This window comes from Sphingosinicella microcystinivorans, assembly GCF_027941835.1.
Classification (GTDB): domain Bacteria; phylum Pseudomonadota; class Alphaproteobacteria; order Sphingomonadales; family Sphingomonadaceae; genus Sphingosinicella.
In genome coordinates this window covers 3060891-3086994 of record NZ_CP116005.1, presented here as the reverse complement: position 1 = coordinate 3086994, position 26104 = coordinate 3060891, and the positions used below count along the sequence as shown (strand labels likewise).

The 26104-nt window shown below is 69.2% G+C and carries 21 protein-coding genes; 11 read left to right on the top strand and 10 right to left on the bottom strand.

Annotation, left to right across the window (positions count from 1 at the left end; all coding sequences use genetic code 11):
• Positions 1–145 precede the first annotated feature (145 nt).
• From PE061_RS14790 to rsmD, 8 genes are all read left to right on the top strand, one after another.
• Positions 146–3070, top strand: coding sequence for a monovalent cation/H+ antiporter subunit A (locus PE061_RS14790; RefSeq protein WP_271256014.1), 2925 nt, complete (start codon positions 146–148; stop codon positions 3068–3070).
• Complete coding sequence (locus PE061_RS14785; RefSeq protein WP_271256013.1) at positions 3070–3414, top strand: Na+/H+ antiporter subunit C; 345 nt, start codon at positions 3070–3072, stop codon at positions 3412–3414. Before PE061_RS14790 ends, PE061_RS14785 begins: the two co-directional genes overlap by 1 nt.
• Complete coding sequence (locus PE061_RS14780; protein WP_271256012.1) at positions 3411–5033, top strand: monovalent cation/H+ antiporter subunit D; 1623 nt, start codon at positions 3411–3413, stop codon at positions 5031–5033. Before PE061_RS14785 ends, PE061_RS14780 begins: the two co-directional genes overlap by 4 nt.
• On the top strand, positions 5030–5518 hold the full coding sequence (locus PE061_RS14775) for a Na+/H+ antiporter subunit E (RefSeq protein ID WP_271256011.1): 489 nt from the start codon (positions 5030–5032) through the stop codon (positions 5516–5518). The genes PE061_RS14780 and PE061_RS14775 overlap by 4 nt, the downstream gene beginning before the upstream one ends.
• Positions 5515–5796 (top strand): K+/H+ antiporter subunit F, encoded by a 282-nt coding sequence (locus PE061_RS14770; protein WP_271256010.1) that lies wholly within the window; start codon positions 5515–5517, stop codon positions 5794–5796. Before PE061_RS14775 ends, PE061_RS14770 begins: the two co-directional genes overlap by 4 nt.
• The gene (gene mnhG, locus PE061_RS14765) at positions 5793–6140 is read left to right on the top strand and encodes a monovalent cation/H(+) antiporter subunit G (RefSeq protein ID WP_271256009.1); all 348 of its coding nucleotides are present in this window, start codon (positions 5793–5795) and stop codon (positions 6138–6140) included. Before PE061_RS14770 ends, mnhG begins: the two co-directional genes overlap by 4 nt.
• Positions 6141–6207: 67 nt before the next feature.
• On the top strand, positions 6208–7161 hold the full coding sequence (locus PE061_RS14760) for a pseudouridine synthase (RefSeq protein ID WP_271256008.1): 954 nt from the start codon (positions 6208–6210) through the stop codon (positions 7159–7161).
• Complete coding sequence (gene rsmD / locus PE061_RS14755) at positions 7158–7700, top strand: 16S rRNA (guanine(966)-N(2))-methyltransferase RsmD (RefSeq protein WP_271256007.1); 543 nt, start codon at positions 7158–7160, stop codon at positions 7698–7700. Before PE061_RS14760 ends, rsmD begins: the two co-directional genes overlap by 4 nt.
• 13 nt (positions 7701–7713) lie before the next feature.
• Here rsmD and PE061_RS14750 read toward each other — a convergent pair whose 3' ends face one another.
• Positions 7714–10860: an AsmA family protein gene (locus PE061_RS14750; protein WP_271256006.1), complete on the bottom strand. Its 3147-nt coding sequence runs from the start codon at positions 10858–10860 to the stop codon at positions 7714–7716.
• A gap of 51 nt (positions 10861–10911) precedes the next feature.
• Here PE061_RS14750 and PE061_RS14745 point away from each other — a divergent pair, with 51 nt between their 5' ends.
• Positions 10912–13203: an ATP-dependent helicase gene (locus PE061_RS14745; RefSeq protein ID WP_271256005.1), complete on the top strand. Its 2292-nt coding sequence runs from the start codon at positions 10912–10914 to the stop codon at positions 13201–13203.
• Between the two features lie 104 nt (positions 13204–13307).
• On the opposite strand, the gene PE061_RS14740 is transcribed toward PE061_RS14745, so the two are convergent.
• On the bottom strand, positions 13308–15011 hold the full coding sequence (locus tag PE061_RS14740) for a DUF885 domain-containing protein (RefSeq protein WP_271256004.1): 1704 nt from the start codon (positions 15009–15011) through the stop codon (positions 13308–13310).
• Positions 15012–15127: 116 nt separating this feature from the next.
• On the opposite strand from PE061_RS14740, the gene PE061_RS14735 reads away from it, so the two are divergent.
• Positions 15128–16018 carry a 50S ribosomal protein L11 methyltransferase gene (locus PE061_RS14735; protein WP_271256003.1) on the top strand — a complete coding sequence of 297 codons (891 nt, stop codon included), beginning with the start codon at positions 15128–15130 and terminating at the stop codon, positions 16016–16018.
• 9 nt (positions 16019–16027) lie between these two features.
• On the opposite strand, the gene PE061_RS14730 is transcribed toward PE061_RS14735, so the two are convergent.
• The 6 genes from PE061_RS14730 to PE061_RS14705 form a co-directional block, all read right to left on the bottom strand.
• Positions 16028–16180, bottom strand: a complete 153-nt coding sequence (locus PE061_RS14730; protein ID WP_271256002.1) for a hypothetical protein — start codon at positions 16178–16180, stop codon at positions 16028–16030.
• 117 nt (positions 16181–16297) lie between these two features.
• On the bottom strand, positions 16298–17533 hold the full coding sequence (locus tag PE061_RS14725) for a cytochrome P450 (RefSeq protein WP_271256001.1): 1236 nt from the start codon (positions 17531–17533) through the stop codon (positions 16298–16300).
• A gap of 74 nt (positions 17534–17607) precedes the next feature.
• Complete coding sequence (locus tag PE061_RS14720; protein ID WP_271256000.1) at positions 17608–18843, bottom strand: cytochrome P450; 1236 nt, start codon at positions 18841–18843, stop codon at positions 17608–17610.
• Between the two features lie 119 nt (positions 18844–18962).
• Positions 18963–21074 (bottom strand): NAD-dependent DNA ligase LigA, encoded by a 2112-nt coding sequence (gene ligA / locus PE061_RS14715; RefSeq protein ID WP_271255999.1) that lies wholly within the window; start codon positions 21072–21074, stop codon positions 18963–18965.
• Positions 21071–22723: a DNA repair protein RecN gene (recN, locus tag PE061_RS14710; RefSeq protein WP_271259213.1), complete on the bottom strand. Its 1653-nt coding sequence runs from the start codon at positions 22721–22723 to the stop codon at positions 21071–21073. The genes ligA and recN overlap by 4 nt, the downstream gene beginning before the upstream one ends.
• Before the next feature lie 10 nt (positions 22724–22733).
• Entirely contained in the window at positions 22734–23531 is a 798-nt protein-coding gene (locus tag PE061_RS14705; protein WP_271255998.1) for an outer membrane protein assembly factor BamD, read from the bottom strand.
• 86 nt (positions 23532–23617) lie between these two features.
• Between PE061_RS14705 and PE061_RS14700 the strand changes: the two genes are divergently transcribed.
• Complete coding sequence (locus tag PE061_RS14700; RefSeq protein WP_271255997.1) at positions 23618–24793, top strand: glycosyltransferase; 1176 nt, start codon at positions 23618–23620, stop codon at positions 24791–24793.
• Here PE061_RS14700 and PE061_RS14695 read toward each other — a convergent pair.
• Complete coding sequence (locus tag PE061_RS14695; RefSeq protein ID WP_271255996.1) at positions 24770–25141, bottom strand: Mth938-like domain-containing protein; 372 nt, start codon at positions 25139–25141, stop codon at positions 24770–24772. The two genes, PE061_RS14700 and PE061_RS14695, sit on opposite strands and share 24 nt — an antisense overlap.
• A 2-nt stretch (positions 25142–25143) precedes the next feature.
• Positions 25144–26094, bottom strand: a complete 951-nt coding sequence (secF, locus tag PE061_RS14690) for a protein translocase subunit SecF (RefSeq protein ID WP_271255995.1) — start codon at positions 26092–26094, stop codon at positions 25144–25146.
• Between the last annotated feature and the right edge of the window lie 10 nt (positions 26095–26104).

Genomic DNA, 26104 nt, shown 5'->3' with positions numbered 1-26104 from the left:
ACCCCGATCCCGTGTCCATTCGGGCTCCACCGAGGAATTCTCGCCCCGGACGTCAACTTGTGCTTGCGTCCCGTTCCCCTGCTCTACGATTAAGGGTCTGAGAGCAAAGGCTTGAGGCCGCTGGCGCAAGGAGCTGACGACCCCAATGACATCAGAGCATATCCTGCTCATCATCGTGGCGCTTCCGTTCCTCGGCAGCTTCGCCGCCGCGTTTTTCCCGACGCGCGCGCGGACCCATGCGACCGTGCTCGCGGGATTGATCGCGCTCGCGGGGGCGGGAGCGATCGCCGGTCTCTACCCTGCCGTCGCCGATGGCGGCGTCGTGCTCAGCGTCATCCCGTGGCTGCCCTCGCTCGACCTCGACCTGACGTTCCGCCTCAGCGGCGTTTCGTGGCTGTTCGCGCTGCTGGTGCTGGTGATGGGCGCGCTCGTCATCCTCTACGCCCGCTACTACATGTCGTCCGAGGACCCGGTTCCGCGTTTCTTCTCGTTCCTGATGGCGTTCATGGGCTCGATGCTGGGTGTGGTCCTCTCGGGCAATCTCGTGCAGATCGCCTTCTTCTGGGAACTCACGAGCCTGTTCTCGTTCCTGCTCATCGGCTACTGGCACCACAACCAGAGCGCGCGGGACGGCGCGCGCATGTCGCTGATCGTCACCGGCGCCGGGGGCATCTGCCTGCTGCTCGGCTTCCTGCTGCTCGGGCATATCGCCGGGGGCTACGCGCTCGACACGGTGCTCGCGTCGGGCGAGGCGATCCGCGCAAGTCAGCTCTATCCGGCAGCGCTTTTCCTCATCCTGATCGGCGCGTTCACGAAAAGCGCGCAGTTCCCGTTCCATTTCTGGCTTCCGCACGCAATGGCGGCGCCGACCCCGGTGTCGGCCTACCTCCACTCGGCGACGATGGTGAAGGCGGGCGTGTTCGTGCTGATCCTGCTGTGGCCGGTGCTTTCGGGAACGGACGCGTGGTACCTCACCGTCAGCTCCGTCGGCCTCGCGACCCTGCTCGTCGGCGCGTGGGTGGCGATCTTCCAGCAGGATCTCAAGGGCCTGCTCGCCTACTCGACGATCAGCCATCTCGGGCTCATCGTGCTGCTGCTCGGGCTCGGCAGCCCGCTCGCGGCGGTCGCGGCGATTTTCCACACGGTGAACCACGCGACGTTCAAGGCCTCGCTGTTCATGGCGGCGGGCATCATCGACCACGAGACGGGGACCCGCGACATCCGCAAGCTCGGCGGCCTCTACCGCTTCATGCCGATCACCGCGACGCTCGCGATGGTGGCCGCCGCCGCGATGGCGGGCGTGCCGCTGCTGAACGGCTTCCTTTCGAAGGAGATGTTCCTTGCCGAAGTGCTGGAAACGCACAGCGGCACGGTCATCGACCAGATCCTGCCGTGGCTCGCCACGCTGGCGAGCGCGTTCGCGGTGCTCTATTCCGTGCGCTTCATCCATCAGGTGTTCTTCGCCGATGCGCCGGAGCCGCTGCCGCGCGAGCCGCACGAGGCGCCGCCGTGGATGCGCCTGCCGATCGAGGTGCTGGTGCTGGCCTGCCTCGTCATCGGCATCTTCCCGGCGGTCACCATCGGGCCGTTCCTCGAAACCGCCGTGCGCGACACGCTCGGCGACCGTACCCCGGCCTACAGCCTCGCGGTCTGGCACGGATTCAGTCGGCCGCTGTTCCTCAGCCTCCTCGCGCTCGCGAGCGGGCTCGCCCTCTATGTCGCCTTCGGCAAGCGGCTCAACGCCGCGAAGTCCTCGCCCGTGCTCGGACGGCTGAAGGCCCGACGGACGTTCGAAATGGTGCTGGAACGCATCATCGCCGGCGCGGGGTGGCTGCGCGCGCGGGCGGGCACCGTCCGCCTGCAACCGCAGCTCCGCGTGCTGCTGATTCTGGCGCTCGGTGCCGGAATCCTGCCCTTCCTGCATTTCGGCTACTCGGTCGGCAGCGAGAACTGGATCATCGTCGATCCCGCGTTCGCCATCATGTGGGCCATCGGCGGCGGCTGCGCGATCGCCGCCGCGTGGCAGGCGAAATTCCACCGGCTCGCCGCGCTCATTCTCGTCGGTGTGGCGGGGCTCGTGACGTGCATCAGCTTCGTGTGGCTGTCGGCGCCCGACCTTGCCGTCACGCAGCTCCTCGTCGAGATCGTGACAACCGTTCTCCTCCTGCTCGGTCTGCGCTGGCTGCCGAAACGGCTTCCGGACATCTGGCCGGAAAAGCGCACGCCCGTGCGCGTGCTGATGCGCCGGGGCAGCGACCTGCTGATCGCGGTTTCCGCCGGCATCGGCGTGTCGCTCATCGCCTATGCCGTGATGAGCCGGCCGTTCGCCGACACGATCGCCAGCTACTTCATGCAGAACGCCTACGCCGAAGGCGGCGGCACCAACGTGGTGAACGTCATCCTCGTGGATTTCCGGGCGTTCGACACGCTCGGCGAGATCACCGTCCTCGGCATCGTCGCGATCACCGTGTTCTCGCTGCTGCGACGGTTCCGCCCCGCCATCGAAAGCATCGAAACGCCGGTGCAGCAGCGCGTGCAGGCCGATTTCGACCGCGCGCACGCGGACCGGGCTGTCGGCGACACCGTCGCCGACTATCTGATGATCCCGCGCCTGGTGATGGAATGGATGTTCCCCGTGATCATCGTGTTCGCGATCTACCTGCTGCTGCGCGGCCATGACCTGCCGGGGGGCGGATTCGCCGCCGGGATCACCATGTCGATCGGCATCACCCTCCAGTACATGGCGAACGGCACGCGCCACGTCGAGGACCGGCTGCTCGTCATGCCGCTGCGCTGGATCGGCATCGGCCTGCTGCTGGCCGTGCTCACCGGCGCGGGCGCGTGGCTGTTCGGCTATCCGCTGCTCACGTCGCACTTCCGCTATGTCGACCTGCCCCTTGTCGGCGCCGTGCCGGTCGCAAGCGCGCTGCTGTTCGACATCGGCGTCTTCGCGCTGGTGGTCGGCGCCACGGTGCTCGTGCTGATCGCGCTCGCGCACCAGTCGATCCGCACGCCGCGCGTGGTCCGCAAGCCGGAAACGCAGGCTCCGGCGGCCGGGGAGGCGCGCTGATGGAAATCGTGCTTGCGCTTGCCATCGGCGTCCTCACCGCCTCGGGCGTCTGGCTGCTGCTGCGGCCGCGCACCTTTCAGGTGGTGATCGGTCTCGCCCTGCTCTCCTACGCCGTGAACCTGTTCATTCTCGCCATGGGACGGCTGCGCATCGACGCGCCGCCCATCATCGAAAAGGGCGTGGCCATCGACCCGGCCGCCTACACCGATCCCGTGCCGCAGGCGCTGGTGCTGACGGCGATCGTCATCTCGTTCGCGACGACGGCGCTGATGCTGGTCGTGCTGCTGGCCTCGCGCGGCCTTACCGACACCGACCATGTCGACGGCGAGGAGCAGGACTCGTGAGCGGCTGGCTCCAGCACCTGATCGTCCTGCCGATCGTCCTGCCGCTGGTCGTCAGCGCGCTGATGCTGCTGTTCAGCGATCGTCACCGCCGTCTGCGCAGCGGCCTCGCGCTCGCCGCCGCCGCGCTTCTCGTCGTGATCGCCGCCGTCCTGCTCCACCAGACCCTCTCGGCCGACGCGTCCGGCCGTCCCTGGGTCGGCACCTACCGGCTGGGCGACTGGGCGGCGCCGTTCGGCATCGTGCTGGTGGTGGACAGGCTTTCCGCCCTGATGCTGATGCTCACCGCCGTGCTCGGCTTCACCTCGCTGTTCTACGCGCTCGCGCGGTGGGACCGGGCGGGACCGCGCTTCCACGCGCTGTTCCTGCTGCTGCTGATGGGGCTGAACGGCGCGTTCCTCACCGGCGACCTCTTCAACCTGTTCGTGTTCTTCGAAGTGCTGCTCGCGGCGTCCTACGGCCTCGTTCTGCACGGATCGGGCCGGGCGCGGGTCAGCGCCGGGCTGCACTACATCACGATCAACGTGGCGACCTCGCTGCTCTTCCTCATCGGCGTCAGTATGCTCTACGGCGTCACCGGCACGCTCAACATGGCCGATCTTGCCGTCCGCATCCCGAACGTGCCCGAGAACGACGTGATGCTGCTCGAAGCCGGCGCCGCGATCCTCGGCATCGCCTTCCTCGTGAAGGCCGGCATGTGGCCGCTGGGGCTGTGGCTGCCGCGCACCTATGCCGCCGCCGCGCCGCCGGTCGCGGCCGTGTTCGCGATCATGAGCAAGGTGGGCGTCTACATCGTCCTGCGCCTCTCCATGCTGCTGTTCGGCGACGAGGCGGGCCTCGCTGCGAGTTTCGCCAACGAATGGCTGCTGATCGGCGGCATGGCGACGATCGCCTTCGGCACGGTCGGCATCCTCTCGGCATCGACGCTGACCGGGATCGGCGGCCACTACGTCCTCGTCTCCTCGGGCACGCTGCTCGCGGCGATCGGAACGGGCAGCAGCAACGTGCTCTCCGGGGCGCTTTTCTACCTCGTCAGCTCGACGCTGGCGATCAGCGCCTTCTACCTCATCACCGAGCTCGTCGAACGCGGCAGCCTGGACGAGGACGAGGCATCGACCTCCGAGCCGGTTTTCGAGGACGAGTATATCGGCACGCTCGCCGAGGAGGAGGACGACGAGATCGGCGTCGTGATCCCGGCGACGCTCGCGCTCATCGGCGGCGGCTTCGCCTTCTGCGCCGTGCTGCTGTCGGGCCTGCCGCCGCTGTCGGGTTTCATCGCGAAGTTCGCCATGATCGACGGCCTGCTGTTCGAGCAGGAAACCGTGCCTGCGATGTCGTGGCTGTTCATCGCGCTGGTGCTCGGGTCCGGGCTCGCGGCGCTGATCGCCACGGTGCGCGCGGGCATAGACCTGATCTGGACGCCGGATGAAACGCAGACCCCGGCGCTCAGCATCGTCGAGGCGCTGCCGGTCGGCATCCTGCTCGCGGCATGCCTTGCCCTGATGGTCTATGCGGGAGCGGTGATGACCTACATGGAGGACATCGCGGACAACCTTTCCGATCGGGCAGTCTACTCCGACGCGGTGCTTTCCCCGGCGAACGGCAGCCAGGTGCAGCCATGAGGCGGATCGTCCCCTACCCCGCGTTCGCGGCCGCGTTGCTCGCGATGTGGCTGCTGCTGACCGAATCGGTGTCCCCCGGCCATGTCCTGCTCGGAAGCCTGATCGCCGTGCTTGCGACGAAGGCGATGGCGGCGCTTCAGCCGGAGCCCGCGAAGATCAGGTTTTCCCTCGCCATCCCCCGGCTGGCGATCATCGTGCTGCAGGACATCATCCGCTCGAACATCGCGGTGGGGCGCATCATCCTCTTCGGGAAGCGGCAGGACCACCGCTCCGGCTTCCTGCAAATGCCGCTCGATCTTCGCAATCAATACGGCCTCGCCGTTCTGGCCTGCATCATCACGGCGACGCCGGGCACGCTCTGGCTGCAATACGACCGTTCGCGCAACCTCCTGCTCATTCACGTCCTCGACCTCGTCGACGACGCGCAATGGATCGCGCTCATCAAGAACCGCTACGAACGCCTGCTGATGGAGATATTCGAATGAGCACGCTGTTCCTGGCGTGGGCGATCACCACGTCGCAGATCATCCTCGGCTTCGCTATGGGCTGCGCCGCGTGGCGCGTCGCCGTGGGACCGCGCGCGCAGGACCGCGTGCTGGGGCTCGATACGCTGTACGTGAACGCCATGCTGCTGCTCGTCACCTTCGGCATCCAGACCGGACGCACGCTCTACTTCGAATCCGCGCTTGCCATCGGCATCCTCGGCTTCACGGGCACGGTGGCGCTCTCGAAGTTCCTGATGCGCGGCGAGGTGATCGAATGATCCACGCACCCGACCTGCCGCTGTGGGCGACGATCCTGACGGCGCTGTTCCTGCTGTCCGGCGCCGTCATCACCGCCATCGGCTCTTTCGGCCTCCTCCGGCTCAAGTCCTTCTACGAGCGCGTCCACGCCCCCACGCTGGGCACGACGCTGGGCGCGGGCGGCGTCCTCATCGCGTCGATGATCTGCTTCTCCGCGCTCCAGAGCCGGCCCGTGATCCACGAGGTGCTGATCGCGCTGTTCGTGACGCTGACCACGCCGGTCACGCTGATGCTGCTGGCGCGCGCGGCGCTCTACCGGAACCGCACGGAAGGCGACGAGGCGGTTCCCCGCGACTTCGACTGAGCCGTCCCATCGCCGGGAGAGACGCGCCGGGCTTGCCAATTCCCCGCTTCCGGTCCAGTTGGGCGCCATGTCGAAACCCCCTCGCCGTTCCGGTCCCCCGCGCCGCCCTTCGAAAGCCGGCGGTCCTGCGCGTCCGCCCGCGGACGGCAAGCCGCGGCGCCCGCGCCCGCCCGCCGATCGCCGTGACGAACCCGGCGGCGAGCGGCCGCGCCCGGCCGGAAGGTCCGAGCGCCCCGCCCGGCCCGACCGGCCCGCGCGTCGCCCGGACCGCCCCACCCCCCCGGCGCACAAGCCCGGCGAGCCGCAGCGCATCGCCAAGCTGCTCGCCCGCGCGGGCGTCGGCTCGCGGCGCGACATCGAGCGGATGATCGCCGAGGGGCGGATCGCGGTGGAGGGCGCCGTGCTGACCTCGCCCGCGCTCAACCTCGCCTCGCTCGCCGGCGTGACCGTGGACGGCAACCCCGTCGCCGCCGCGAGCGCGACGCGCCTCTACCGCTTCCACAAGCCCGCCGGCTGCCTGACCACCGCGCGCGATCCCAAGGGCCGCGCCACGATCTACGACCTGCTGCCGAAGGACCTGCCCCGGCTCGTCACCATCGGCCGTCTCGACATGAACACCGAGGGCCTGCTGCTCCTCACCAACGACGGCGAGCTCAAGCGCGCGATGGAGCTTCCCGCGAACGCGCTGGTGCGGCGCTACCGCGTGCGCGTGTTCGGCAGCGTCAACGCCCGCGCGCTCGAAGCGCTCGCCGAGGGCGTCACCATCGAAGGCGTGCGCTACGGCCCCATCAACGCCGACATCGAGCACAGGTCCGGCGCCTATGCGTGGCTCGTCGTCAGCATCACCGAGGGCAAGAACCGCGAGGTCCGCAAGGTGCTGGAGCATCTCGGCCTCAAGGTCGCGCGGCTGATCCGCGTCGGCTACGGCCCCTTCGACCTGGGCGAGCTTCCGGTGCGCGGCGTGGAGCAGGTCCCGGACGACGCCGTGTCGCGGCTGCGGAGCCGCCTGCCGCAGAAATGAGGATCATCGCGGGGGCATGGCGCGGACGGCCCCTCGCCGCGCCCGCCGGTGCCGCGACCCGGCCCACCGCCGACCGCGCGCGCGAGACCCTGTTCTCGATGCTGACGAGCCGCCTCGGCACGTTCGAGGGGCTGACTGTCGCCGACCTGTTCGCAGGCACGGGCGCGCTCGGGCTCGAGGCCCTGTCGCGCGGGGCCGCGCACGCCACGTTCGTGGAAACAGACCGCAGCGCGCTCACCGCACTCAAGGCCAATATCGCGAAGCTCGGCGCCGCCGAGCGGGCCACCGTACTGGCCCGAAGCGCGGACGCGCCGGGCACGGCGGCCGCTGCCTTTGACCTCCTGTTCCTCGATCCGCCCTACGGCAAGGGCCTTGCGGAACGGGCGCTCGCGGCCTTGCGGCAAGGCGGCTGGCCGGCGCCGGGCGCATGGATCAGCGTTGAGACGAGCCGTGACGAGACGCTTGGCCCGGAGGGCTACGTCGTCGACACGGTCCGCGACGTCGGCAAGGCGCGGCTGCACCTGCTGCGGGTGGTATGAGCGCCTCCCACGCCTACTGCTGCTCTTCCGTCGTTTTCTTCTTGCCGAGCAGCTTGCCGAGGCCCTTGCCGAGCGCGGTGCCGAGTTCCTGCTCCACGCTCTTCTGCGGCTGCGCGGCGGCGGGCGTCTCGCCTTCGGCGACAGCGGCCTTGTCCTGCGTCCTGCCGCCGATGAGACCGCCGAGATCGAGCTTCTCGCCGCCCACCGCCGCCTTGATGCCGACGAGCGCGATGCGCTTGCCGAACCACGTTTGCAGCGGCCCCAGCGAATAATTGACCTCCGGCACCGGCAGCGGCCCCTTGATCGTCGCGGGGATCGCCGGCGCGTCCGCATGGCTGCCGAGGCGGATGGCGGCGACGCTGTCCGCATACCACGCGCCCATGTCGACATAGCCTTTCGCGGTCACGCTGCCGCCGTCCATGTCGCTCGTCACCTTGTCGATGTTGAAGCGGCCGCCCTTGCCGGTCGCGTCGATGGCGAGCGTGCGGTACTGCGTCTCGCCGCCCTTCAGCGCCGTCCCCGCGAAGCGGGCGAAGCTGTCGATGGAGCGCAGGTCGCCCAGTTCCTCGTCGAGCGCCTTCAGGTTCACCTTGCGGATGACGCCGTTCGTCGCGGCAAGGCGCACCGGCCCGGCAAGCGAGGACATCAGCGCCTTTTGCGAGCGGCCGCGCGCGGTGACGTTCGCGGTCATGTCGAACGTGCCGGTGGCGGGCGCGCTCGCCATCGCCGCCTTCAGGAACGGCTCGACCGGCACGCTGCTCAGCGCGACCTTCAGCGCCATGCCCTGCGCCTCGCCCGAGGTGAGCGTACCGGAGGCGGTGAAGACGCCGCCGTAGAGCCCGCCTTTCAGCCCTTCGATATTGAGCGTGCCGCCCTTGCTCACAAGCGCGAGCGAAGGCTTTTCCAGAACATAGGCATCGTAGTTCGCCCGCTCCGCCGACAGCGCGATGCGCCCGTCGAAATTGCGGATCCAGTCGAACGACAGCGGCTCGGAGGACCAGCGCGCGCCCTTCCCGCTCGCCGCCTCGGCAGCGCCGGTGCCGTCGTCGCCCATCAGCGCGAGCACGGGCACGACGCCCGCCTTCAGCACGGCGTTCACCACCGGCACCGATCCGCCCGTGTTGACGGAGGCGTCCCCGGAGAGCGTCATGCCGCCGATCTTGCCCGCGATGCCGGTGATCTTCGCGACGTCGCCCGCGCCCGCGATCTGCATGCCGAGGTCGAGCGGGCCGAGCTTCGCCGCACGCGGCTCGTCCTGAAGCCGCGCGAGCACGACGCCCGCTTCCGGCGCCTTCGCCGACGCCGCGAGTTGGTAGGCGACATCCGGCTCCGTCCGCACCCAGCCATTGAGGCCGATCTCCGCGCCCGCGTAAGTGACCGCACCGCCGACATCGAGCTTCGACATCGGCCCCTTCACGGTGATCGCGCCCTTCACGCCCTCGCCCGCAAGGCCGAGCGCGAGGTCGGCGCGGCGGTCGGCGGAGAGCTTGTCTATGCTGCCCTTGGCCGTGATCCCGAAGCCGAGTGCTTCCTCTACCACCGCCTGCGCCAGCGTCACCTTGTCGGCCGCGTAACTGCCTTTCGCGGTGATGCCGCCGTAGCGGCTGCCGCCCATCAGCAGTTCGCCGAGGCGCACGTCGAAGTTCACCGTGCGGGCGAACGCATCGCCGGATTTGCCCGTCGACGGCTTCGAGACCACGCGGTCCCAGTTCAGCCCTTGCAGGCCGAGCGTCACGTCGATCGGCAGCCCCTCTTCCAGCGGGTAGCGGACCTTGCCGCCCACGGTCTTGCCGTCGAGCGTGCCGCGAAGGTCGCCGAGCGTCACCGCGTCGCCCAGGTATTCGATGGTGCCGCCGAGCGTCGCGGGCGGCAGCGACGTGTAGCCGTCCGTGCCGAACGCCGCGAGCGTCTGCGCGGGGCGCGGCAGGCTGGCGCCGAAGCGCCCCCGGAAGCGCGGCTCGCCGTCCGCCGCGTCGAGGAGCCCGCGCACGACGGCGCTGCCGCCGCCCGCGAGCGCGAGCCGGGTGTCGCCGAGCGTCACGACGCGGTTCGCGAGCTTCACCGGCGCGTTCACCGCGCCGAGCCGCATGTCGCCGTAGCGCGCGTCGTTCACGCGCACGAGCACGTCCGCGTCGATCGTTTCGGGAAGCTCGAACGGCTCCTTGTCGTCCGTCTTGTCGGCGGACATCCAGTCGGCCGCGTTGATCGCATCCATCACGACACGGCCGCTGATGACGGTCCGCTCGCCGCGATCAATGTCGAACGCGCCGCCCAGCTTCGATCCGCCGACCGTGCCGTCGACATCGGCGATGCGCAGGTGCTCGGTGGTGCCGTCGATGGTCGCCTTCACCTGCACCGGCTTCTGATAGGCGATCGCCTTCGATGCCTCGTCGCCCGTGAACGCCGCCATCAGCACGCCGAGTTCCTCGCCGGAAACGGTGAGTTTGCCCGAAACGGGCGTCGCGGCGCCCTCTTCGGCCTCGCCGAGACGACCGGCGAACGCCAGCGTCCCTGCGTTCTTGACCGCCGCATCCAGCCGGACGCCGCCCTTTTCATACTCGGCGGTGAGCGTGACCGGCAGCTTGCCGTACAGCAGCGAGCCTTCCGCCTTGTAAGGGCCTTCCGCGCTCGCAATCGACACGTTCATGTCGATGTCGTCGATCCGCATCGGCTCGCCTTCGGCGCCCTGCATGATGAACGTGCCGTTCTCGACGCGGAAATCCTCGATCGAAAGTTCGCCGCCCGATGAGTCCGTCTCCGCTTTCGCGGGATCGGACCAGTTGGTCGTGCCGTCGGCATAGCTGATGAGGCGCACCGTGGGCGTTTCGAGCGCGATGTACTTCACCTCCGCACGCTTCGAGAGCAGCGGCAGGAAGGCGACGGCGGCGGAAAGCTTCTGCGCCTTCACCAGCGGCTCGCGGCTTTCCCCGAAACCGGTGACGGTGAGGTTCTCGGCGGAAAGGCGCGGGCTCGGCAGCAGCGAGAAGCCGATGTCCCCGGCCACCTCCACGTCGTAGCCGGTCGCTTCCTCCACGGCCGTGACGAGCTGCGGCTTGAACCAGTTCCAGTCGATGAAATAGGGCACGACGGCCACCATCGCCGCCGTTCCCGCAACCGCACCGAACCCGATCCACGTCTTCCGCATTGCGCTTCCGTTCACAAAATGTTCTTCACGCTGGCCAAGACAGCACCATAGAGATTATCACAGCGCATGATGAGTGTATCTGTTCCCACCTCGATGAGCGATGAACCGCCCTATCTCAGCGGCCTGAACGCGCCGCAGCGCGACGCGGTGCTGACGACCGAGGGCCCCGTGCTGATGCTCGCGGGCGCCGGCACGGGCAAGACTCGCGCGCTGACCGCGCGGCTCGCGCACATCATCTACACGCAGCGCGCGTGGCCGTCCGAAATCCTCGCCGTCACCTTCACCAACAAGGCGGCGCGCGAGATGCGCGAGCGGATGCACGCGGTGATCGGCGACATGGCGGAGGGGCTGGGCTGGCTCGGCACCTTCCATGCCGTCGCCGCGAAGATGCTCCGCCGCCACGCCGAGCTTGTCGGGCTCAAGTCGAACTTCTCGATCCTCGACACCGACGACCAGATCCGCCTCCTGAAGCAGGTCATCACCGCCGCCGATCTCGACGAGAAGCGCTGGCCCGCGCGCCAGCTCGCCGGCCTCGTCGACAAGTGGAAGAACCGCGGCTGGACGCCCGAATCGCTCCCGAAGGACGAGACGTGGGCGTTCGCGGACGGCAGGGCGGGCGCGCTCTACGCCGCCTATCAGGCGCGGCTCGTCGAATTGAACGCCACCGATTTCGGCGACCTCCTGCTGCACATGCTCACCATCTTCGCCAAGCACCGCGACGTTCTGGAGCAGTACCAGGCGCGTTTCCGCTACATCCTCGTCGACGAGTATCAGGACACCAACGTCTCGCAGTACCTCTGGCTGCGCCTGCTCGCGCAGAAGCACCGGAACATCTGCTGCGTGGGCGATGACGACCAATCGATCTATTCGTGGCGCGGCGCGGAGGTCGCCAACATCCTGCGCTTCGAGCAGGACTTTCCCGGCGCGAAGGTGATCCGGCTCGAACAGAACTACCGCTCCACGGGCCATATCCTCGGCGCGGCAGGCGGCCTCATCGCGCAGAATGCCGACCGGCTCGGCAAGACCCTCTGGACCGAGGCGGACAGCGGCGAGAAGGTGCGCGTGCTCGGCGTGTGGGACGGGCCGGAGGAAGCCCGCCGCGTCGGCGACGAGATCGAGAGCCTCCAGCGCCGCGGCGTTTCCGCCGACCGCGTCGCCATCCTCGTGCGCGCGCAGTACCAGATGCTGGAATTCGAGGAGCGCTTCGTGCGCGTCGGCATCCCGTTCCGCATCATCGGCGGCCCGCGTTTCTTCGCCCGGATGGAGATCCGCGACGCCCTCGCCTACTTCCGCGTCGTCAGCCAGCCCGCCGACGACCTCGCCTTCGAACGCATCGTCAACACCCCCAAGCGCGGCCTCGGCGACAAGAGCCTGCAACGCCTGCACCAGTTCGCCGCCGCCGCCGGGATACCGCTGTCGGTCGCCGCCTCCGACATCGCCGGCACCAGCGAACTCCCGCCCGCCGCGCGCAAGGCGCTCGCGCAGCTTTCCGAGGACTTCCGCCGCTGGCGCGGGCACCTCGCGGACAAGATGCCCCACCCGGAGCTTGCCCGCATCATCATCGAGGAATCGGGCTACCTCGCCATGTGGCAGGCCGACCGCTCCACCGAGGCGCAGGGCCGCGTCGAGAACTTGCTCGAGCTCACCCGCGCGATGGAGGAGTTCGAGTCGATGGAGGCGTTCCTCGAACACGTCAGCCTCGTGATGGACAACGAGGAGGCCCGCGACGAGCCCAAGGTCACGATCATGACGCTCCACGCCGCCAAGGGACTCGAATTCGACCACGTCTTCCTCGTCGGCTGGGAGGAGGGCGTGTTCCCCTCGCAGCGCTCGCTCGACGAGGGCGGGCTCAAGAGCCTCGAGGAGGAACGCCGCCTCGCCTACGTCGGCATCACGCGCGCGAAGCAGGAGGCGACGATCCTCCACGCCGCGAACCGCCGCGTCTACGGCCAGTGGACCTCGTCCATCCCCTCACGCTTCGTCGCCGAGCTTCCGCGCGAGCACATCGAGGCGGAAACCTCGCTCTCCGGCGGTGCCTCGCTCTGGCGCGCCGCGCTCGACGAGCGCGACCCCTTCGCCGACGTCCACCGCGCCACCCGGCGCGGCCACGGCCCCGGCTGGCAACGCGCCCAGACCTACGGCCGCCCCACCCACGCCGCGACGCAGATCGAGGCGAAGCCCGTCTCGGTAACGGTCGGCGCCGCTCCCCGCCGCGACCTCTCCGTCGGGATGCGCGTCTTCCACCAGAAGTTCGGCGGCGGCACGATCAAGGCGATCGAGGGCAACAAGCTGGAAGTGGCGTTCGATCACGCGGGCGAGAAGCGGGTTCTGGACAGCTTTGTGGAGGCACAGGCCTGATCCCCCCCTCCCGTCACCCCGGCGAAGGCCGGGGCCCATACGACCGTGGTCATGGATACCGGCCTGCGCCGGTATGACGAGGGCTGTGGAAGAACGGCCGCCCCTCAAAACACCGCCTTCGCCTCGGCCTCCTTCATCATCGCCTTACGGACCAGCGGGATCGGCGGGCCGCCGTAGCCGAGGAATTCGTCGTGGAAGGCCTTCCACGCCGTGCGGCCGCCGCGTGAGGCGGTCCAGTCCTCGCGGAGCTTGCGGATCAGCAGCTTGCCCATCGTGTAGTTGAGATAGGCGGGATCGTATGTGCCGCGCGCCGATTGCTGGCGGGCGTTGCCTTCGTCCTGATAGCATTCGTCGCGGAACATCCGGCGGGACTGCTCGACCGTCATGCCGCGCGCGTGCATCCCGATGGCGGAGAGGTAGCGGCAGTCGCGCAGCAGCGCGTTCGAAAGCTGGCCGACGTGCGTGGCGGGATCGCCGCTGCCGAGGCCCGCTTCCCACATCATCTCCTCGGTGTAATGCGCCCAGCCTTCCGCGAAGGCATAGCCGACGAACACCTTGCCGAACTGCGATTTCGCGCGGTTGGCGTGCAGGAAGTTCAGGAAATGCCCCGGCCAGACCTCGTGCACCGAGGTAAACAGCAGGTCGAGCTTGCCGGGCACGAACCCGTCCTGCACCTCTTTCGGCCACGAAGGATCGGGCGGCGAGATGTAGTAGACGGAAGGAAGCCCCGTCTCATACGGCCCCGGGATGTCGATGTAGGCGCTGTTCTGCCGGTTGAACGGCGGCGATTCCTCGACGAGCGCCTCCTCCGTGCCCGGAATCGACACGAGGTCGGCCTTCACCAGGAACGCCTTCAGGTCCGGAAGCTGGCGCCGCGCCTCCGCGACCGGGCCGTCCGCCGGCTTGTCGTTGGCAACCACCGCCATGCAGTCGGGGATCGGCTTGCCTGGCGCGAGCTTGTCGCAGGCGGATTTCAGCGCCGCCTGGTTGCGCTTCAGGTCCGCCTCGCCGATGCGCTCGAGTTCGTCGAGGCCGATGTCGACGCCCTCGGTCTCGCGCACCATCGCCGCGAACGCCTCCGGCCCCAGCACGAAATCCTCTGTCTGGCCGGAGCGCTTGCCTTCGAGGAAGGCGGCAAGGTCGCGCATCGCCTTCGCACCGACGCCGCTCGCCGCGGCCAGCTCCTTCTGGAGCGCTTCGTCCTTCACGTCGAAGGCGATCATGACCTCCTTCTCGAAATAGTCGGCATAGCCGTTGAACGCGGCGAGACCGTAGTCGATGTAGCTGCGCGGCATCGGCCCGGCGAGATCTGCCTTGATCTGCTCCGCCGCCTTCGGCAGCGCGTTCGCGTACTTCACGAACGCCTTCAGGCGCACGTCCGCCGCGGCATAGGGCCGCGTCACATAGACGTTCGGGTCCAGCCCGTTGTCGGTGTAGAATGCGGGATTGCGGTAGGGCCAGCGCGCCGTTTCCAGCCAGAAAAGGTTCCCGCGCGTCACCGCGACCAGATAGTCGCGCTCGAAGCGCTCGGCATCGGTGAAGCCCGATGTGTCGAGCGCCTGCGCGTCGGCAAGCGCCGTCTTCAGCCGCGCGATCTCCGCGTCGATCCCCGCCTTCGACCAGTCGGGCAGGATGCCGTCGTACTCGTGCCGCCCCTGATAGACGGCGAAATAGGGATCGGCCTTGAACGTCGCCTCGATATAGGCGTCGGAAAACGCCTTCCAGTCGGCCTTCGGCGGCGCTTTCGGGGCGGAGTCGCAGGCCGCGACGCCAACGAGCAGAATCGGCAGAAGAACGCGAAGTTTCATGATTTCGGCCTCGTCAGGAACGGTCTGCCCGCAGCATGACGGCAGGCCCCGGCGCTGCCAAGAGCCGTTCGTCGAAACGTTGCAACCACCCGCGGCGCCCCCTATTTCCGCTTCGCATGACGACATGGAAACTCACCTTCGCCTGCAAGCGCGCCGAGGCCGACCTTTTCACCGGCGACGTCCCCGCCCTCGCCGATTTCGATCCGCCGCCCGTGCTCATGACGAGCGAGCCCGATGAATCGCGCCCGGACGACTGGCAGCTCGACGTCTACACCGAGGAGCATCCGCCGCAGGCGCTGATCGAGGTGGTCTCCGCCCTGCTGCCGAGCGCGAAGGGCGCGCACACGCTCGTCGCGCTCGAAGACGAGGACTGGGTGACGCTGAGCCAGGCCGGGCTCGATCCCGTCGAGGCCGGGCGCTTCTTCGTCCACACCGCGGCGGATGCCGATGCGCTCCCGCCGGGCCGCATCGGGCTTCAGATCGAGGCGGGCCTCGCCTTCGGCACCGGCCAGCACGCGACGACGACGGGCTGCCTGCTGACGCTCGACGCGCTCGATTTCACGCCGGAGAACGCGCTCGATCTCGGCACGGGCACGGCGATCCTCGCGCTTGCCGTCGTGAAGGCGTGGCCCACGGCGCGTGTCACGGCGAGCGACATCGACCCCATCGCGATCAAGGTTTCGCGCGAGAATACAGAAGTGAACATGGTTAACATCGGGGAGGCAGCGGGCGAAATCGCGCTCTACGTCGCCGATGGTCTGGAAGATGCGGCGCTTGCCGCGCGCGGGCCGTTCGATCTCGTCGTGGCGAACATCCTCGCCGGGCCGCTCATTGAAATGGCGCCGTCCGTCTCGGCGGCGCTTGCCCCCGGCGGGACGCTGGTCCTCGCCGGGTTGCTCGCGGGTCAGGCCGAGGCGGTGGAAGCGGCGTACCGCGTGTGCGGCGTTACGCCCGTTTCCCGAACCGTCATCGGCGCGTGGCCGACCTTGCGGCTCCTGAAAGCCTGAGGCCCGTGGTTACGGGCGCCAGGCGTGGAACAACTGCATGTCGCGGCTGCGCTCGCTGAACAGGTCAGCGAGGCCGCGCGCTTCACGAAGCTTGGTCGGCTGCACGGTCTGCCCATCCTGCGGGAAAGCCATCGTCGCGGCCTTCGCATAAGCGTAGATCATGTCTGCCTCCATGGTTTGCCGCCGTCTGTGGCGACAGGGAGACATATGGTGCAGCGCAGCATCAGTGAGTAGCCGGTGAAATATTCTAACATCCATGCACTGAGCGCATAGCTCGCGTCAGGTCCTTGTGATGCGGACCCTCTGCTCCTTGTAGCCGTTGATGAACGGCGACGGCACCCGCACCGGCGGCGCGACGGCTTCCACGTCCATGCCGCGCGCGAGCATTTCCTCGATCAGGATCGAGAGTTGCAGCTCGGCCAGCCGCGCCCCGACGCAGCGGTGGATGCCGTAGCCGAACGACAGGTGCCGCCGCGCGTTCTCGCAGCTGAAATCGACGCGGTCGGGGTCGGCGAAGACCTCGGTGTCGCGGTTGGCGGAGATGTACCACATCACCACCTTGTCGCCCTTGCGGATGATCTTGCCGCCAAGCTCGGTGTCCTGCCGCGCCGTGCGCCGCATGTGCGCGAGCGGCGTCTGCCAGCGGATCAGTTCGGAGACGGCGTTGGGAACGAGGCTCCGGTCCGCCTTCAGCTTCGCCCATTCGGCAGGAAACTCGTTCATCACCCGCACGAGCCCAGTCATCGAGTTGCGCGTCGTGTCGTTGCCGCCGACGATCAGCAGCACGAGGTTGCCGATGAACTCCTGCTCGTCCATCCGCGACATCGCGTCCGAATGGATCATCATCGAGAGCAGGTCGGGCGCGGGCGGCGCGTTCAGGCGTTCCTGCCAGAGCCCGTGGAAATAGGCGCCCATCTCGTAGAGGATGCGCGTGCGCTCCTCGCGCATCGCCGGATCGGCCGCCGCCTGCACGTCGCCCGCCCAGTCCGACCACTTGGTGAGCAGCCGCCGGTCCTCCCACGGGAAGTCGAACAGGATGGCGAGCATCTGCGTGGTGAGTTCGATCGACACGCGGTCCACCCAGTCGAAGGTCTCGCCCGCCGGCAGCGCATCGAGCAGCGCGCCGGTCCGCGCGCGGATCGGCCCGGCGAGCCGCTGCATCTCGCTCGGCGTGAAGGCGGGCGCCACCACGCGGCGCTCGGCGGTGTGCTGCGGCCGGTCCATCGCGATGAACATGGGGAACTTGAGTTCCTGGTCGAGCGCGTCGAGCACGGTGATGCCGCCGTACTCCCACGACGACGAGTAGATGTCGGGCAGCGCCTCGACATGCACGATGTCCTTGTAGCGCGTCACCGACCAATAGGGCGCGAACATCCCTTCGGTGCAGTAATGCACCGGGTCCTCGGCGCGCAGGCGCGCGAACAGCGCGGGCCATGTCTGCTCGGTGAAGTAGCGGTAATCCGCCGGGTCGAGTCCGGCGAGATCGCTGGTTTCCGCCGCTGCCTTGGTCGCCATAGTGAAGCCTCCCTTCCTCACCCGCCGAGCAGAGAATGACGGAAAAGGCGCCGGGCGTAACGCGCTCCAAAACGCTAGGGGCGGCTGACTGTCACCATCTGCTTGCGGTAGCCGTTCGCGAACGGCGAGGGAATCCGCATCGGCGCGTGGAGCGGCGTCACCGTCATCCCGCGGTTCAGCATTTCCTCGAGGAGGATGTAGAGTTGCAGCTCCGCAAGCCGCGCACCGACGCAGCGGTGGATGCCGAAGCCGAAGGCGAGGTGGCGGCGCGCGTTCGGGCGGGTCACGTCGAAGCGGTCGGCACCGGCGAACACGGCCTCGTCGCGGTTTGCGCTGTTGTACCACAGCACCACCTTGTCGCCCTTGCGGATCGCCTTGCCGCCGATCTCGGTGTCCTCCGTCGCCGTGCGCCGCATGTGCGACAGCGGCGTCTGCCAGCGGATCAGTTCCGATACGGCATTGACGACGAGCCCGCGGTCCGCGTCCAGCAGCGCCCGGTTCTCGGGAAACTGGTCGAGCGCGACGACGAGCCCGGTCATCGAGTTGCGCGTCGTGTCGTTGCCGCCGATCACCAGCAGCATCAGGTTGCCGCAGAACTCCTGCGGCCGGAGGTTGGACATGGCGTCCGAATGGATCATCCGCGACAGCAGGTCCGGCGCCAGCCCGCGATTGCGCCGCTCCGCCCACAGCCGCCCGAAATAGTCGACCATCTGCTGGAGGACGCGCTGGCGCTTGCGGCGCAGCGCCGGACTCACCGCGGCGCGGAAATCGCCCGCCCAGTTCGCCCATGTCGCGAGCAGGCGGCGATCCTCCCACGGGAAGTCGAACAGCGTCGCCAGCATCTGCGTGGTGAGTTCGGTGGAAACGCGGTCCACCCAGTCGAACGGCTCGCCGACCGGCAGGCCGTCGAGCAGCGCGGACGTGCGCGCGCGGATCGCGGCGGAATGGTCGGAAAGCGCGCTGGGGCTGAACGCGGGCGAGACGGTGCGCCGCATCGCCGTGTGCTCGGGCCGGTCCATCGCGATGAACATCGGCAGTTGGATGTCGGGGTCGTTGTGCAGGATGGTGATGCCGCCGTGCGTCCATGACGAGGAGAAAAGCTGCGGCAGCGCCTCGACATGCGCGATGTCGGCATGGCGCGTCACCGACCAGTACGGCCCGTAGAAACTGTCGGGGCAGAAATGCACGGGGTCCTCGCGCCGCAGGCGCGCGAACACCTCGGGCCAGCGGCCCTCGCCGTACAGATCGTTCGCCGTGACGTCGACCGCGTCTGGATCAGGGCGCGTCGCGGCGGCAGCCAAGCCTCTCATGTCCAACAGACCCCCGGTTCTGCCGAAACGCCAGCAGGTTACGAACTGTTTTTACCATGTCCACAAAAAAACGTCACCTATGTGACTGTGCCGGACCTGCGCGCACTTGCCGCAACGCGTCAGCTCTGCCGCACGATCTCCAGCCACGCCGCCTCGTCGATCACCTCGATGCCCAGCTCCGCCGCCTTCTTGAGCTTGGAGCCCGCGCCCGGTCCTGCGACGACGAGGTCGGTCTTCGCCGACACCGACCCCGCGACCTTGGCGCCGAGCGACAGCGCCTGCGCCTTCGCCTCGTCGCGCGACAGCGCCTCGAGCGTGCCGGTGAACACCACCGTCTTGCCGCTGACGCGCGACGCCCGCGTTTCGTGGACGACATCGGCGGGCGCGACTTGCCGGAGCAGTTCGGAAACCGCCTCGATATTGTGCGGCTCGGCGAAGAAATCGACGAGCGCGAGCGCGACCTCCGGCCCGACGCCGGGCGTTTCGATGATCGCCGCCAGCTCCTTCGCCTCGCGCGCGAGGAACTTGTCCCCGGTCTCGCCGACCGCGGGCGAAAGCTCGGCGCGGCGGGCGAGTGCGCGGTCGATCGTCTCGCGGAACGCGGCCCAGCTTGCATGGCGCCGGGCAAGATCGCGCGCCGTCACCTCGCCGACGTGCCGGATGCCGAGGGCGTTCAGGAACCGGTCGAGCGGCGGCGAACGGCGCGCGTCGATGGCGGCGACGAGGTTCGCGACCGACTGCTCGCCCCACCCGTCGCGCGCCTTCAGCGCGTCGGCGTGCGCGTGCAGCCGGAAGATGTCGGCCGGGGACTGGAGCAGCCCGTCGGCGAACAGCTCGACGATGCTCTTCTCGCCCAGCCCCTCGATGTCGAGCGCGCGCCGCGACACGAAGTGCCTGAGCCGCTCGACGCGCTGCGCCGGGCAGATCAGCCCGCCCGTGCAGCGGTAATCCACCTCGCCCGGCGCGCGCTCCGCCGCCGAGCCGCACTCGGGACACACGTGAGGAAACACGAACGGCGGGCGCACTTCGTCCCGCGTGATGTTCTCGACGATCTGCGGGATCACGTCGCCCGCGCGCTGGATGCGCACGCGGTCGCCGGGCCGCGCGCCCAGCCGCTCGATCTCGTCCGCATTGTGCAGCGTGACGTTGGAGACGATGACGCCCCCCACCCCCACCGGCTTCAGCCGTCCGACCGGCGTCAGCTTGCCCGTGCGCCCCACCTGGATGTCGATCGCCTCCAGCGTGGTCTCTGCCTTCTCCGCCGGGAACTTGTGCGCCAGCGCCCAGCGCGGGGCGCGCGCGACGAAGCCGAGCCGCTCCTGCCAGTCGAGCCGGTTCACCTTGTAGACGACGCCGTCGATGTCGTAGCCGAGATCGGCGCGGGCGTGCTCGACGGCGCGGTAGTGCGCGAGCGCGCCCTCCGCGCCGTCCACCAGCGCGAGCAGCGGATCGACCGGGATTCCCCAGCCCGCGATCGCCTGCATCACCGCCATCTGCGTATCGGCCGGAAGCCCCGTCACCTCGCCCCAGCCGTGCGCGAGGAACCTGAGCGGCCTTGCCGCGGTGATCGACGCGTCCTTCTGGCGCAGCGAGCCAGCCGCCGCGTTGCGCGGGTTCGCGAAGATCTTGCCGCCCGCCCGCTCCTGCTCGGTATTGAGCGCGAGGAAATCGGCCTTCGACATGTAGACCTCGCCGCGCACCTCGAACACGACGAGGTCGGTCGGCAGGCGCTCCGGGATGTCGCCGATGGTGCGGACGTTCGCGGTCACGTCCTCGCCGACGCTGCCGTCGCCGCGCGTCGCCGCCTGCACGAAGACGCCGCGCTCGTAGCGCAGCGAGCAGGACAGCCCGTCGATCTTGGGCTCGGCCGTCAGCGCCACCGGCTCGTCCGCGCCGAGCCGCAGGTAGCGGCGGATGCGCCCGACGAAATCCTCCACCTCCTCGTCGCTGAACGCGTTGTCGAGGCTGAGCATCGGCCTCGCGTGCGGAACCTTGGCGAACGCGCCCGCCGGCGCCGCGCCGACGCTGCGCGAGGGGCTGTCCGCGCGCACGAGCTGCGGAAACGCGGCCTCGATCGCCGCATTGCGCGCCTCCAGCGCATCGAACGCGGCGTCGCTGATCTCCGGCGCATCGTTCTCGTAGTAGGCGCGCCGGTGCCGGGCGATCTCCCTCGCCAGATGCTCGAGTTCGGCCGCGGCTTCCGCCTCGGTCAGATCTTCCACCGGCTTCATGCGAGCAACCTTTCCGCCTGCGCCCGCGCCTCGTCGGTGATTTCCGCGCCCGAGAGCATCCGCGCGATCTCCTCGCGCCGCGCCGCCGCGTCGAGACGCACCACCGCCGTGCGCGCCGCCTTGCCGTCCGAGGCCTTCTCGATGCGGAACTGCTGCGCCGCGCGCGCCGCGACCTGCGGGCTGTGCGTCACCACCAGCACCTGCGCGCCCTCCGCGAGCCGCGCCAGCCGCTCGCCGATGGCGCTCGCGGTCGCGCCGCCGACGCCGCGGTCGATCTCGTCGAAGATCAGCGTGCCTTGCCCGCGCGTCTCCGACAGCGCCACCTTCAGCGCCAGCATGAAGCGCGAAAGCTCGCCGCCGCTGGCGATCTTCGAGAGCGGCCCGAACGGCGCGCCGGGATTGGTCGCGATCTCGAACTCCGCGCGGTCGGTGCCCGCCTCCGACCACTGCGTCTCCGGCAGCGTCTCCACCACCGTGCGGAACTTCGCCGCTTCGAGCTTCAGCGGCGGCAGCTCCGCCGCCATCGCGCGGTCGAGGCGCTCCGCCGCCGCCCGCCGCGCCGCGCCGAGCCGCTCCGCCGCCGTCAGGAACACCGCCCGCGCGGACGCGACCGCGCGTTCGAGGCCCGTCAGCCCCGCCTCGCCCGCTGCGATCGCCGCGGCGCGCGCCTCGAACTCGGCGGCGAGGTCGGCGAGCCGGTCCGGCTCCACGCGGTGCTTGCGGGCGATGCCGCGCAACTCGAACAGGCGGCTTTCCACGTCATCCAGCTCCGCCGGATCGAACCACAGCGCCTCGCGCGCGGCGCGCAGGTGATCCTCCGCCTCCCCCGCCTCGGCGAGCGCGCGGTCGAGCGCCGCGAGCATCTGCCCGAGCAGCGGGTGCTCGCCCGCCACCCGGTCCAGCCGCCGCGCCGCCGTCCGCAGGCGCGCGAGGCCGCCGTCACCGCCGTCGAGATCGCCGCTGATCGCGTCGAGGTCTTCGGCGAGCTTCTGGCCCTTCAGCATGTCGCTGCGCCGCGCGGCGAGCGTTTCCTCCTCGCCGGGCTCGGGCTTCAGAGCGCGCAGCTCCGCGACGGCGTGCTCCAGAAAATCGCGGTCGCGCTCGTCGCGTTCCACGGTCTCGCGGGCGGCGGCGAGCGCCGCTTCCGCCACCCGCCATGCCCGCCAGGCCTCGCCGCAAGCCCCCGCATCGAGACCGCCGAAAGCGTCGAGCAGCGCCCGGTGTCCCTTCGGGTTCAGGAGCCCCCGCTCGTCGTGCTGGCCATGGATCTCGACGAGCGTGCCGCCGATGTCGCGCAGCAGCTGCGCGCTCACCGACTGGTCGTTGACGAAGGCCCGGCTGCCGCCGTCGCTGCGCACGATGCGGCGCAGCACGATCTCGCGCCCCTCCGCCTCGATGCCCTGCTCGCCGAGCAGCGCGAACGCCTCGTGCCCCTCGCCCACGCTGAACACCGCCGTCACTTGCGCCTGCGCCGCGCCCGCGCGCACCAGCCCGGTGTCGCCGCGCGCGCCGAGCGCGAGGCCGAGGCTGTCGAGCAGGATGGACTTGCCTGCGCCGGTCTCGCCGGTCAGCACGCCGAGGCCTTCGCCGAAATCGAGCGCAAGCTGTTCGATGAGGACGACGTTGCGGATTTCCAGCGCGGCCAGCACGCCAGCCGCCTCAGCCGCTGGTGTGGCGTTCGACGAGCGCATAGCTGCGCTCGTACCACTTCGATCCGGGGTAGTTGTACCCGAGCGCCGCCGCCGTCTTGCGGGCTTCCTCGCGCAGGCCGAGCGCGAGGTACACCTCGACGAGGCGGTGCAGCGCCTCCGGCGTGTGGCTCGTCACGTCGTACTTGTCGACGACGTTCCGGAAGCGCGACGCGGCGGCGATGAACTGGCGCCGCTGCTGGTAGAAGCGGCCGATCTCCATCTCCTTGCCCGCGAGGTGGTCGCGCGCGAGGTCGATCTTCATCCGCGCGTCGGCGGCATAGGGCGAATCGGGGAAGCGGCGCGTCACCTCGGTCAGCGCGGAAAGCGCCTGGTCGGTGATCTTCTGGTCGCGCTGCACGTTCGCGATCTGCTCGTAGTAGCTGACCGCGATCAGGTAATAGGCGTAGGCGGCGTCCTTGTTGCCGGGGTGCAGCGACAGGAAGCGCTGGGAGGACAGGATCGACTGCTGGTAATCGCGCGCCAGATAATAGGAAAAGGCGCTCATCAGCTGGGCGCGCCGCGCCCATGTCGAATAGGGATGCTGGCGCTCCACCTCGTCGAAGATCAGCGCCGCCTGCTTGTAGCGTCCCTTGTCGAGCGTATCCTTGCCGAAGTTGTAGAGCGTCTCGACGTCGCGCGCGATGTAGCTGCGGTCGGCGACGTTCGGCCCCTTCTTGCCCGCGCAGGCGGCGAGCGCGAGGCCGGCGGCGGCGAGAAGCAGAAGGGCACGGCCGGTCGTGCGGCCGGTACGGGGCGAAGCTGTCATGCGGCACTCCTTAACGGGTCGCGAACGGTGCGCCAAGCGCTGATGGGTTGGCAGGCGCGGGATACTGACGCTATCAGCATGTCGCCGTGCTGAACGTCCTCACCTTCTCCTCGCTTTACCCCAACGCCGTGCAGCCGAATTTCGGCGGTTTCGTCGAGCGCCAGACGGCAAGGCTCGCCGCGCGCGGCGATGTCGACCTCAAGGTCCTCGCGCCCATCGGCACGTTCCTGCCGGTCGGCCCCTACGCCGCGCTCACCCGCCTGCCGGGGCGCGGCGAACATAATGGCATCGAGGTCTTCTGGCCGCGCTTTCCGCTGCTCCCCGCCGTCGGCTGGCGCTTCAATCCCGCGCTCGCCTGCCGGGCGGGCCGGCGCGTGCTCCTCGATCTCATCGCCGAGGGTTTCTGCCCGGACGTGATCGACTGCGAGTTCTTCTGGCCGGACGGTCCCGCCGCCGTCCGGCTCGGCCGCACGTTCGGCATTCCCGTCTCGATCAAGGCGCGGGGATCGGACATCCGCCTGTGGGGCGAGCGGCCCGCCGCGCGGCGGATGATGGTGGAGGCCGCGAACGCCGCCGACGGCCTGCTCGCGGTCTCCGAATCGCTGAAGGCCGACATGGCCGCGATGGGGATGCCGCCCGAAAAGATCTGCGTGCACCGCACGGGCATCGAACTCGACCGCTTCCGCCCTGCCGACCGTTCGGCCGCCAGGGCCGCGCTCGGCGTGTCCGGGCCGCTGCTGCTGGCGGTCGGCAATCTCGTGGCGCTGAAACGGTTCGAGATCGTGATCGGCGCGGCGGAGCTGCTGCCGGACGCCGCGCTGCTCATCGCCGGCGAAGGCCGCGAGCGGCGGAAACTGGAAGCGATGATCGCCGAGCGCGGCCTTTCGGGGCGCGTCCGGCTGCTCGGCGCGGTGCATCACGGCGAAATGCCCGCGCTGATGGCCGCCGCGGACGTCTTCGTCCATGCGTCGTCGAGCGAGGGCCTCGCCAACGTCTGGGTCGAGGCGCTCGCCAGCGGCACGCCCGTCGTCACGGCGAACGTCGGCGCCGCCGCCGAGGTCGTCGACCGCCCCGAGGCCGGGACGCTGATCGACGATGCGCGCCCCGCGGCCTTCGCCGAGGCGATCCGCGCCGTGCTCGCCGCACCGCCGGCGCCCGAGGCCGTGCGCGCCTCGGCGCTCCGCTTCGACTGGAAGACCAATACGGACACGCTGCACGAGCACCTGCGAGGGCTGGCTTCAGGCTCCGAGCGCGAGCAGTAGGGCGCCGACGAGACGGCCTTCGCCCGCCAGCACGTTGTAGGTGCGCGCGGCAAGCTGCGACGTCATGACGTCAACCCCCGCCCCGCGCGCGGCGAGCGCATCGAGCAGCGCCTGATCGGGCCAGCGCAGCGCGGCGCCCGTGCCGACGATCAGGACCTCCCGCGCCGGATCGAGCGCGAGCAGCGGTGCGAAGGCCTCCACGGTCAGCGCGTCGCCCGCGTCCTGAATACCGCCCGGCCAGATCAGGATGCTTCCCGCGCGGGCCTCCCCGGCCACGACGAACTTCCCGCCCCGGATCGCGTCGATGCGATGGACGCCGCGCGGGCCGGTCTGGAGTTCGAGCGGCACGCCTAGCGGCTGCCGACCTTCTCCGCCGCGCCGGTCTCGACCGGTGCGAACGTCTGCGGCCCGACGCCGAGCGAGATCAGCAGCGAGGACGAGACGAACACCGACGAGTAGGTGCCGACGACGATGCCGAGCAGCATCGCGGCGGTGAAGCCGAACAGCACGTCGCCGCCGAGGATGAGCAGCGAGCCGAGCGCCAGCGTCAGCGCCATCGTCGTCGCGTAGGTGCGCGACAGCGTCTCGTTCACCGAGAGGTCGATCAGCGGGCCGATGTCCATCTGCCGGTACTTGCGCAGGTTCTCGCGGATGCGGTCGTCGATGACGACCTTGTCGTTCAGCGAATAGCCGATGATCGTCAGCACCGCGGCCACGATGTTGAGATCGAACTCGAGCTGCGTCAGCGCGAAGAAGCCGAGCGTGACCGTCACGTCGTGCACCAGCGCGACGATGGTCGAGACGCCGAAATGCCATTCGAAGCGGAACCACGAGAACACCGCGATCGCCCCCATCGAAAGCACGATGGCGATGATGCCGTTGCGGATCAGCTCCTCGGAAACCTTGCCGCTCACCGTCTCGACGCGCCGGAACGAGGCGTCCTGATGATTGGTGCTGATCGCGGTCTGCACATTCTGCACGACCTTCTGCACCGCCGCGTCGTCGCCCGGCGGAAGCGGCAGGCGCACGAGAACGGTGTCGGGGCCGCCGAAGTTCTGGAGCGCCGACGATCCGACGCCGAGGTTGTCCACCGTGCTGCGAAGCTCGTCGAGCTTCACGGCCTCTTCGAACTTCACCTCCATCATCAGGCCGCCGACGAAGTCGACACCGAAATTGAGCCCGCGCGTCACCAGAAGCGCGATCGAGCTGAGCGTCAGGATGGCGGTGACGGCGAACGCGATCCAGCGCAGCCGCACGAAGCGGATGTTGGTGTTGTCCGGAACGATTTTCAGGAGCCGCATAGACTGGGTC

Bases quoted from the DNA above. Each gene is read 5' to 3' on its own strand.
- PE061_RS14790 (WP_271256014.1), top strand. From the start codon at position 146: ATGACATCAGAGCATATCCTGCTCATCATCGTGGCGCTTCCGTTCCTC.
- PE061_RS14785 (WP_271256013.1), top strand. From the start codon at position 3,070: ATGGAAATCGTGCTTGCGCTTGCCATCGGCGTCCTCACCGCCTCGGGC.
- PE061_RS14775 (WP_271256011.1), top strand. From the start codon at position 5,030: ATGAGGCGGATCGTCCCCTACCCCGCGTTCGCGGCCGCGTTGCTCGCG.
- PE061_RS14770 (WP_271256010.1), top strand. From the start codon at position 5,515: ATGAGCACGCTGTTCCTGGCGTGGGCGATCACCACGTCGCAGATCATC.
- mnhG (WP_271256009.1), top strand. From the start codon at position 5,793: ATGATCCACGCACCCGACCTGCCGCTGTGGGCGACGATCCTGACGGCG.
- PE061_RS14760 (WP_271256008.1), top strand. From the start codon at position 6,208: ATGTCGAAACCCCCTCGCCGTTCCGGTCCCCCGCGCCGCCCTTCGAAA.
- rsmD (WP_271256007.1), top strand. From the start codon at position 7,158: ATGAGGATCATCGCGGGGGCATGGCGCGGACGGCCCCTCGCCGCGCCC.
- PE061_RS14745 (WP_271256005.1), top strand. From the start codon at position 10,912: ATGATGAGTGTATCTGTTCCCACCTCGATGAGCGATGAACCGCCCTAT.
- PE061_RS14740 (WP_271256004.1), bottom strand. From the start codon at position 15,011: ATGAAACTTCGCGTTCTTCTGCCGATTCTGCTCGTTGGCGTCGCGGCC.
- PE061_RS14735 (WP_271256003.1), top strand. From the start codon at position 15,128: ATGACGACATGGAAACTCACCTTCGCCTGCAAGCGCGCCGAGGCCGAC.
- PE061_RS14730 (WP_271256002.1), bottom strand. From the start codon at position 16,180: ATGATCTACGCTTATGCGAAGGCCGCGACGATGGCTTTCCCGCAGGAT.
- PE061_RS14725 (WP_271256001.1), bottom strand. From the start codon at position 17,533: ATGGCGACCAAGGCAGCGGCGGAAACCAGCGATCTCGCCGGACTCGAC.
- PE061_RS14720 (WP_271256000.1), bottom strand. From the start codon at position 18,843: ATGAGAGGCTTGGCTGCCGCCGCGACGCGCCCTGATCCAGACGCGGTC.
- ligA (WP_271255999.1), bottom strand. From the start codon at position 21,074: ATGAAGCCGGTGGAAGATCTGACCGAGGCGGAAGCCGCGGCCGAACTC.
- PE061_RS14705 (WP_271255998.1), bottom strand. From the start codon at position 23,531: ATGACAGCTTCGCCCCGTACCGGCCGCACGACCGGCCGTGCCCTTCTG.
- secF (WP_271255995.1), bottom strand. From the start codon at position 26,094: ATGCGGCTCCTGAAAATCGTTCCGGACAACACCAACATCCGCTTCGTG.